The sequence below is a fragment of the Aestuariivirga sp. genome, from assembly GCF_046093005.1.
In the GTDB taxonomy this organism is placed as follows: Bacteria; Pseudomonadota; Alphaproteobacteria; order Rhizobiales; family Aestuariivirgaceae; genus Aestuariivirga.
This window is the reverse complement of record NZ_JBJTER010000196.1, coordinates 1-7,898: the sequence shown is the minus strand read 5'-3', so window position 1 is coordinate 7,898 and position 7,898 is coordinate 1. Positions and strand designations below refer to the sequence as shown.

General features: G+C 66.1%; 8 protein-coding genes. 5 read left to right on the top strand and 3 right to left on the bottom strand.

Translation table 11 applies throughout. The features are described from left to right. Positions 1 to 75: 75 nt before the first annotated feature. The 3 genes from ACKOED_RS16520 to ACKOED_RS16510 all read right to left on the bottom strand — a co-directional run bounded on the left by ACKOED_RS16520 (position 76) and on the right by ACKOED_RS16510 (position 2,492). Positions 76 to 1,404 carry a DEAD/DEAH box helicase gene (locus ACKOED_RS16520; protein ID WP_408917726.1) on the bottom strand — a complete coding sequence of 443 codons (1,329 nt, stop codon included), beginning with the start codon at positions 1,402 to 1,404 and terminating at the stop codon, positions 76 to 78. 235 nt (positions 1,405 to 1,639) lie between these two features. Further along, positions 1,640 to 2,302, bottom strand: a complete 663-nt coding sequence (locus tag ACKOED_RS16515) for an HAD family hydrolase (protein ID WP_408917725.1) — start codon at positions 2,300 to 2,302, stop codon at positions 1,640 to 1,642. 4 nt (positions 2,303 to 2,306) lie between these two features. Beyond that, positions 2,307 to 2,492 (bottom strand): hypothetical protein, encoded by a 186-nt coding sequence (locus ACKOED_RS16510; protein ID WP_408917724.1) that lies wholly within the window; start codon positions 2,490 to 2,492, stop codon positions 2,307 to 2,309. 281 nt (positions 2,493 to 2,773) lie between these two features. Here ACKOED_RS16510 and mutM point away from each other — a divergent pair, with 281 nt between their 5' ends. The 5 genes from mutM (at position 2,774) to ACKOED_RS16485 (ending at position 7,750) form a co-directional block, all read left to right on the top strand. After that, positions 2,774 to 3,658, top strand: a complete 885-nt coding sequence (mutM, locus tag ACKOED_RS16505; protein ID WP_408917723.1) for a bifunctional DNA-formamidopyrimidine glycosylase/DNA-(apurinic or apyrimidinic site) lyase — start codon at positions 2,774 to 2,776, stop codon at positions 3,656 to 3,658. A gap of 8 nt (positions 3,659 to 3,666) precedes the next feature. Further along, a complete protein-coding gene (locus ACKOED_RS16500) occupies positions 3,667 to 4,440 on the top strand; it encodes an enoyl-CoA hydratase (protein ID WP_408917722.1) in 774 nt (257 codons plus the stop codon). Positions 4,441 to 4,527: 87 nt separating this feature from the next. After that, positions 4,528 to 5,550: a thiamine pyrophosphate-dependent dehydrogenase E1 component subunit alpha gene (locus tag ACKOED_RS16495; RefSeq protein ID WP_408917721.1), complete on the top strand. Its 1,023-nt coding sequence runs from the start codon at positions 4,528 to 4,530 to the stop codon at positions 5,548 to 5,550. Further along, positions 5,550 to 6,554, top strand: coding sequence for an alpha-ketoacid dehydrogenase subunit beta (locus tag ACKOED_RS16490; RefSeq protein WP_408917720.1), 1,005 nt, complete (start codon positions 5,550 to 5,552; stop codon positions 6,552 to 6,554). The genes ACKOED_RS16495 and ACKOED_RS16490 overlap by 1 nt, the downstream gene beginning before the upstream one ends. Continuing rightward, positions 6,542 to 7,750, top strand: a complete 1,209-nt coding sequence (locus tag ACKOED_RS16485; protein WP_408917719.1) for an alpha/beta fold hydrolase — start codon at positions 6,542 to 6,544, stop codon at positions 7,748 to 7,750. Before ACKOED_RS16490 ends, ACKOED_RS16485 begins: the two co-directional genes overlap by 13 nt. Positions 7,751 to 7,898: the final 148 nt, after the last annotated feature.

Sequence of the window (7,898 nt, the reverse complement as noted above, 5' to 3'; positions counted from 1 at the left end):
TCTCCCCATTCATGGGGAGAGGGTTGGGGCCCGCGCCGCAGGCGTGGGAGGGTGAGGGGGGCACTATAGTTGATCCTAAGCCTGCCGCTTGCCGATTTCAGTCATCCAGCTGCCGCTGCCGCCATCACGGCGCTTTGGCTTCTGCTGGCCGCTGCCGCCGCCACTGTGGTTGCGGTTCGGGTTCTGGCCGCGGTGATGCGGTTTCTTGGCCGGGCGCTTGTCCTTGCCCATCGGGGTCCAGCCGAAGTTCGGCGCCAGTTGTGGCACGCCTTTCAGGCCCAGCGCATGCTCGGTGACCGGCACCTGCTGGCGGATGGTCTTCTCGATGTCGCGCAGCAACGGCCGCTCTTCCGGCGTGCAGAAGGCAATTGCTGATCCGCCAGCTCCGGCGCGGGCGGTGCGGCCGATGCGGTGCACATAGGATTCCGGCACGTGCGGCAGGTCATAGTTGACGACATGCGACACCGCCTCGACGTCGATGCCGCGCGCCGCGATGTCGGTCGCCACCAGAACCAGGATCTTGCCCGCCTTGAAGCCGGCCAGCGCCCGCTCGCGGTTGCTCTGGCTCTTGTTGCCATGGATGGCCGCTGCCGTGAAACCCGCCGCCGAAAGCTGCTTCATGACCTTGTCGGCGCCGTGCTTGGTGCGGGTGAACACGAGCGTCCGCGTCATGTTGTTGTCCTTGAGGAGCTCGGCCAGCAGCTTCACCTTGTTGGCCGGGTCGACATGGATCACGCACTGGTTGACGCGCTCGGCGGTGGTGGCCACCGGGGCCACTTCCACTTTCACGGGATCGGTCAGCAGCGCATCGGCAAGCCCGGCGATCTCCTTCGGCATGGTGGCCGAGAAGAACAGGTTCTGCCGCTTTTGCGGCAACATGCCGGTGATCTTGCGGATGGCGTGGATGAAGCCGAGGTCCAGCATCTGGTCCACTTCGTCGAGAACGAAGATCTCGACCTTGGCCAGCGTCAGGGCGCGGCGCTCGATGAGGTCCACGAGGCGGCCCGGCGTGGCCACCACGATATCGACGCCGCCGCGCAGGATGTCGATCTGCTTGTTGAGCGACACGCCGCCGAACACGACGGCGCGCGAGAGCTTCATGAACTTGCCATAGGCCCGGAAGCTGTCGCCGATCTGGGCGGCGAGCTCACGCGTCGGCGACAGGATCAGCGCCCGGCAGGTGCCGCGCGCCGGCCGTTCGGCCGAGGCAGACAGACGCTGCAAAATCGGCAGCGCGAAAGCCGCCGTCTTGCCGGTGCCGGTCTGGGCGATGCCCAGCAGGTCCTTGCCGTCGAGCAGGCTCGGAATGGCACGGGCCTGGATGGGGGTGGGGCTCTCATAGCCTTCCGCGGCAAGCGCGCGGAGCAACGGTTCGGAGAGCTGAAGATCGGAAAACTGAGTCAATTGTTTCTTCTTTCAAAATCGGAACGATGGTGGGCAGCGCAAGCCATGTCCGACATGACCCAGGCGCGGATGATCCGCGCAAGGCCGGGCAGGCGCTGAAACCTACCCACGTGAAAGGTATGTTCGGGGAGACGCTGGTTGAGGCCGGAACGGCGCCACATTGGCGGGCGCCTCACGTATTCCTTGAGTCGGCCTTCAGCGTCGAACAGGCATATGGGGGTTCTGTTCCCGAATGTCAAAGCATTGTTTCGGCAATCAGCCCAGGAAGCCGCTGCATCGCCTGAAAGACCTGGGCAGCGCCGGCGGCGCGCAGCCTTTCCGCCTGTTGCTCCGGGTGCGGATGGGTTCCGGTGAAGCCCAGCACATGGCAACCCGCCAGATGTGCCGCCGTCACACCGGTTACCGAATCCTCAATGACGATGCAGTTCCGTGGCGGCTGGCCTGCCCGCCGTGCGGCTTCGATGAACACATCGGGCTCTGGCTTGCCGCGCGCCACATGCTCGAAGGTGACGATCCGGTCATCGAAGAATTGCCGAAGCCCGGTGATGCGCAGCGCCGCCGCGACGCGGGCAGCGGGCGAGTTGGAGGCGATGCTGAACCGCCCGGGGCTCAGCGCCGCCAGCGCCGACGCGACACCCTCCACCGCCTTGAGTTCGGCCTCGTAGAGTTCCAGCAGCCGCTTGTCCTTGCGCGCCGAAGCATCGGCGGGAAAGGAAACGCCATGCTCGGCCGTCATCTCGTCCAGCATGGCGGCGAAGGTCTTGCCCACGAAGCGGCTATGCGCCTCCTCTTCGCTCATGACGATGCCGCTCTGCGCGAGAATCTCCACATCGGCGCGCATCGACAGTGGTTCCGAATCGACCAGCACGCCGTCGCAATCGAAGATCAGATGCGCCAAGGCGTCAGCTCTTCCGTCCGGCGCTGAGCTTGGCATAGGCGAAGCCCGCCGCGATGCCGGCAATGACGAAAATCACGAAAGCCAGCGCCGCATTGCCAAAGGTTCCAAATGGCCCAAACAGGAAGGCAAGCATCGCCAGGGCAATGCCGGCAAGCGTGATCAAGAGCTGTACGATCTGAGGGGATGTCATGACAATGATTTCTATTGCAGCTCCCATAGTCGTCCTTCAGACTGAGGGCAACCGCCCAGTGCAGGAACCGGCCTGATTGGGTACATTGAGATTTGTTCATATCTCCCTTACTGCGACCTCCTGCAAACAGGGATCCGGCATGGTGGCTGCGCGGATGCCGATCCATGGTGTCGATACAAAGTGACGAAGGCTGTAATCCCCGCCCATTAGCCAAGGTACAGCTCCAAAATGGAGAACAGAAAAAACGGGCGGATCAAAGCAAGATGCACTAGGGCTGCTTCATGCCGGAGCTTCCAGAAGTCGAAACCGTGATGCGCGGGCTGAAACCGGTGCTCGAGGGCCGGGCTATCGCCGGCGTGGCGCTGCGTCGGGAAGGCCTCCGGTTTCCGTTTCCGGAGGGCTTTGCCAAGAGGCTGGAAGGCCGCCGGGTGACCGGCCTGTGGCGGCGGGCGAAGTGTATCCTCGCCGGGCTTGATTCGGGCGATGTGCTGCTGGTTCACCTCGGCATGACCGGGCGCTTCACGGTGTTCTCGGCGGCCGGCCGCCGGAACCTCGGCGAATTCTATTTCGAGGCCACGGCGGGCGAGGCCGGCGAGGGCCCGCATGATCACGTGGTGCTGACGCTGGATGACCGGACGCGCGTCGTCTACACCGACCCGCGCCGCTTCGGCATCATGGACCTGTTCCCCGAATCGCAGGCGGCGGACCACAAGCTGTTGCGCGGCATTGGGCCGGAGCCGCTGGGCAATGCCTTCGATGCCGGCTACCTGGCCGCCCGGCTCAGCGGAAAGGCAGCGCCGCTGAAGGCAGCCTTGCTCGATCAGCGTGTCGTGGCGGGGCTCGGCAACATCTATGTCTGCGAGGCGCTGTTCCGGGCCGGGCTCTCGCCGCGGCGCAAGGCGAAAACCCTGGTGAAAAAACGCGGCGACGACCCGCGGCTGGCGGCTCTGGTGGGCCACATCCGCGCGGTGCTGGCGGAGGCGATCGCCGCCGGCGGCTCGACGCTGCAGGATTTCGCCCATACCGACGGGGCGGAAGGCCAGTTCCAGCAGCGCTTCCAGGTCTATGACCGCGAAGGCCAGCCCTGCCTCAGCTGCGGGGCAGACATCAGGAGGCTTGTGCAGGCGGGCCGTTCCACCTTTTATTGCCGCAACTGCCAGACATAGGGTGCATCATGGCCTATCAGAACATCATCGTCGAAAGCCGGGGCAATGTCGGGCTCGTGACGCTCAACCGCCCGCAGGCGCTGAACGCGCTGAACGAGGCGCTGATCGCCGAGCTGAACGAGGCGCTCGCTGCGTTCGAGGCCGATGAAGCGATCGGCTGCACGGTGATCACCGGCAGCGAAAAGGCCTTCGCCGCCGGGGCGGATGTGAAGGAAATGGCCGAGAAGACCTATGTCGAGGCCTATCTCGCCCGGTTCCTCGAGGGCTGGACCAGGCTCTCCGAAACGCGCAAGCCGGTGATCGCCGCGGTCTCCGGCTTCTGTCTGGGCGGCGGGCTGGAACTTGCGATGATGTGCGACATGATCATCGCCGCCGAGACGGCGCGCTTCGCGCTACCGGAGATCACCCTCGGCATCATGCCGGGCGCAGGCGGCACCCAGCGCCTGCCGCGCGCCATCGGCAAGGCCAAGGCGATGGACCTGATCCTCACCGGCCGGATGATGGACGCCGCCGAGGCCGAGCGCTCAGGCCCCGTCGCCCGGGTGGTGGCGCCCGACAGGCTTCTGGAAGAGGCGCTGGCGGCGGCGGGCAAGATCGCGTCCTATTCCCGGCCGATCGTCATGATGGCCAAGGAAACCGTGAACCGGGCGCAGGAGACGTCGCTCGCCGAGGGATCGCGCTTCGAGCGCCGGCTGTTCCTCTCGATGTTCGCCACCGAGGACCAGAAGGAAGGCATGAAGGCCTTCATCGAGAAGCGCAAGCCGGAGTTCCGGCACCGCTAGGAGCAGGCCAGCCTCGCAGCGGCGAAAAAACACTACTCGCCGCCCCCGGAATATGCCAGAAACCCGCCGGATTTTGATGGAGTTGTCATGACGGCGGGCGGAAACAAGCTGCTTCTCGAACATTACCGCACCATGCGGCGGATCCGGACCTTCGAGGAACGGGTGAACGAACTGTTCGTGCGCGGGCAATCGGCGGGCTCGATGCTGCACATGTCGATCGGCGAGGAAGCGGTGGCGGGCGTCTGCCGGGCCATGGAGGCGGGCGACAGCTTCACCACCCATCACCGCGGCCACGGCATCTTCATCGCGCGCGGGGCGGACCCCAAGCGCATGATGAGCGAGATCGCCGGCAAGGCGGATGGCTATTGTTCCGGCAAGGGCGGCTCCATGCATATCGCAGACATGGCGCTGGGGGCGCTCGGCGCCAATGCCATCGTCGGCGGCGGCATCCCGCATGTGGTGGGGGCAGGATTGTCCTACCGCAACCGCAAGCTGCCGCATGTGTCGGTCGCCTTCTTCGGTGACGGCGCCTCGCAGCAGGGCATCCTGTTCGAGGCGATGAACATGGCGGCGCTGTGGAGCCTGCCGGTGGTGTTCTGCTGCATCAACAACCAGTATGGCATGGGCACCCGCATCGACCGCGCCTCGGCCAACCCCAACCTGCATGAGCGCGCCATCGCCTGCGGCCTCAACGGCATGGTGGCGGATGGCAGCGACGTGGAAGCGGTGCATGAGGCGGCCGAGCGCATTCTGACCGCGGCGCGCAATGGCAAGCCGGGCTTCCTCACGCTCGAATGCTACCGGTTCTTCGGCCACGCCCGGCTCGACAAGAGCCCCTACCGCGAGGAGGCCGAGGAACTTCAGGGCCGCACCCGCGACGCGCTGGCCAATGCGCGGGAGAAGCTGCTGGCCCGCGGCACCGCCGACGCGGCGGCGCTGACAGCGCTTGACCGCGAGGCCGAAGCGGAAATGAACGCCGCCGTCGAGCATGCGATTGCGGCGGCGGCGCCCGCCGACGACTCGATGTTCCGCGACGTGTTCGCCAGGGGCGAACCGGAGCCCAGGCCGCTGCGCCAGCATTTGTCGATGATACTGGGAGAAGCGCACTGATGGCCGCCGTCGAAACCACCTACCGCGAGGCGCTGCGCCAGGCGCTCATCGATTCGATGACCGCCGATCCGTCGATCTTTGTGATGGGCGAGGAAGTGGGCCGCTATGGCGGCGCCTATGGCGTCACCAAGGGCCTGCTCGAGATGTTCGGCGAACACCGGGTGATCGATACGCCGATCGCCGAGGCGGGAATCGTCGGCGCCGCGGTGGGCGCCGCCATGACCGGCTCACGCCCCGTGGCCGAGCTCATGTATATCGATTTTGCCGGCCTCACCATGGACCAAGTGGCCAACCAGGCCGCCAAGAGCCGTTACATGTTCGGCGGCCAGATCGGTGTTCCGATGGTGCTGCGCATGCAGGGCGGAACCGGGCGCTCGGGTGCTGCCCAGCATTCGCAATCGCTCGAATCCTGGTTCACCCATATTCCGGGCCTGCGCGTCGTCATGCCGGCCACCGTCAACGACGCCTATCACCTGCTGCGCATGGCGCTCACCTGCCCCGACCCGGTGATGTTCATCGAGCACAAGGGGCTCTATGTGCGCAAAGGCGAGATGGACCCGGACAAGCCCGACGGCGCCTGGGGCAAGTCGCTGGTCCGCCGCGAGGGAAGTGATGTCACCATCGTCACCTATTCCAAGATGCTGTTTGAATCGCTGGCCGCGGCCGAGACGCTGGCCCAGTCCGGCGTTTCGGCGGAAGTCGTCGATGTGCGCTGCCTCAATCCGCTCGATGACGCGACCTTCATCGCCTCGGTGATGAAGACCGGCCGCGCCATGGTGGTGACCGAATCGGTGCTGACCTCGGGCTTCGCGGCTGAACTTTCGGCGCGCATTTCGGAGCGCTGCTTCGATTATCTCGAAGAGCCGGTGCTGCGGGTGGCCGGCGAGGATATTCCGATTCCGGTGTCGCCAGGGCTTGAGCGCGGCGCCGTGCCGACGCCGCAGCTGATTTCGGAAACCGCACTCTGGCTGGTCAAGAGGGTTGCCCCGTCATGGGCCGCGTGATCGAGATGCCGCTCCCCCGGCTGGGGGAGACCATGGAGGAAGGCCGCATCGGGGTGATCCTCAAGAAGCCGGGCGAGGCCTTCCGGCGCGGCGAAACGCTGCTCGAAGTGGAAAGCGACAAGACCACCGTCGAAGTGCCGGCACTGCAGGACGGCGTCATCGTCGAATGGCTGGTGGCCAGTGACCAGATGGTGGCGGTGGAAAGCGCCATCGCCCGGATCGAAATCGAGGGTGAGGCGGTGGCGGAAGCAAAACGGCCCGCCGCCGCCGCTGCTCCGGCGGTTGCTGTGGTAACGCCAGCCATCCAGCGCACGCCGCGCGTGGCGGGATCGCGGCCGCGCGCTTCGACCGCGGCGCGGGTGGCGGCCCGCCGGGCGGGGATTGACCTTTCGGGGCTGCGCGGCACCGGGCGCAACGGCCGGGTGACCCGCGCCGATGTGGCGGAGGCCCGCCGCCCGCTGCGCGCCACCTATCATGCGGAAACCCCTCTTGGCCGGATCTTCTTCCGTGAATGGCCCGCGCAGGGCCAGCAACAGGGCCTGGTTCTGCTGCTGCATGGACTGTTCGCCGATTCGCAGAGCTTCACCACGCTGGGGCGCAAGCTGGCGGCCAGGGGATACCGGGTGATGGCGGCGGACCTGCCCGGCCATGGCGCGACCGAATCGTCCGCCACCGCAGCAGACGCGATGGCCGCGGCCATCCGCGCGGCGCTGCCGCCGGTCAATCTCCACATACTCGGCCATTCCTTTGGCGCGGTGGTGGCCGCACAGTTGCTCGACCGGGCGCTGTCGCTCACCCTGCTGGCGCCGGCGGGCTGCGGCGAGGAGATCAATGGCGCGTTCATCGCCGCCATGCTGGCGGGCGGCATCGATCGCGCCGCCGGCTTTCTGGGCGAGACCATCCAGGCTGAATCCCAGGCTGCGCTGGCTGGTCAGATCGCTGAAAACGGCACGCAGCTCCGCACCATCGCCGGCGAGCTGGCGGAGGACGGCCAGCAGAAGCTGTCGATCCTCGCCGCGCTCGGCAAGGTGGTCGTGCCAGTGCGCGCGGTGTTCATGCGCGACGACCAGGTGATCCCGGCCCGGCATGCGCTCAACATGCCGTTCAACGTGGCGGTACATGTGCTGGAAGGTGCGGGTCACCTGCCGCATTGGCGAAACCCTGATGCCATCGCCGGGCTGATCGCCGCCGGCTGAGCGGAGCTGTTAGAGCGGCACCCTATCTGAATGAATCTTTTTGGGATTCCCAAATCAGCGAGAAAATGATTCACACTGTCTGCCGGGTTTGGAGGCCGGCAGTCATGTCGAAAGCGCTGTCACTCGATCTCAGGGTCCGGGTCCTGGC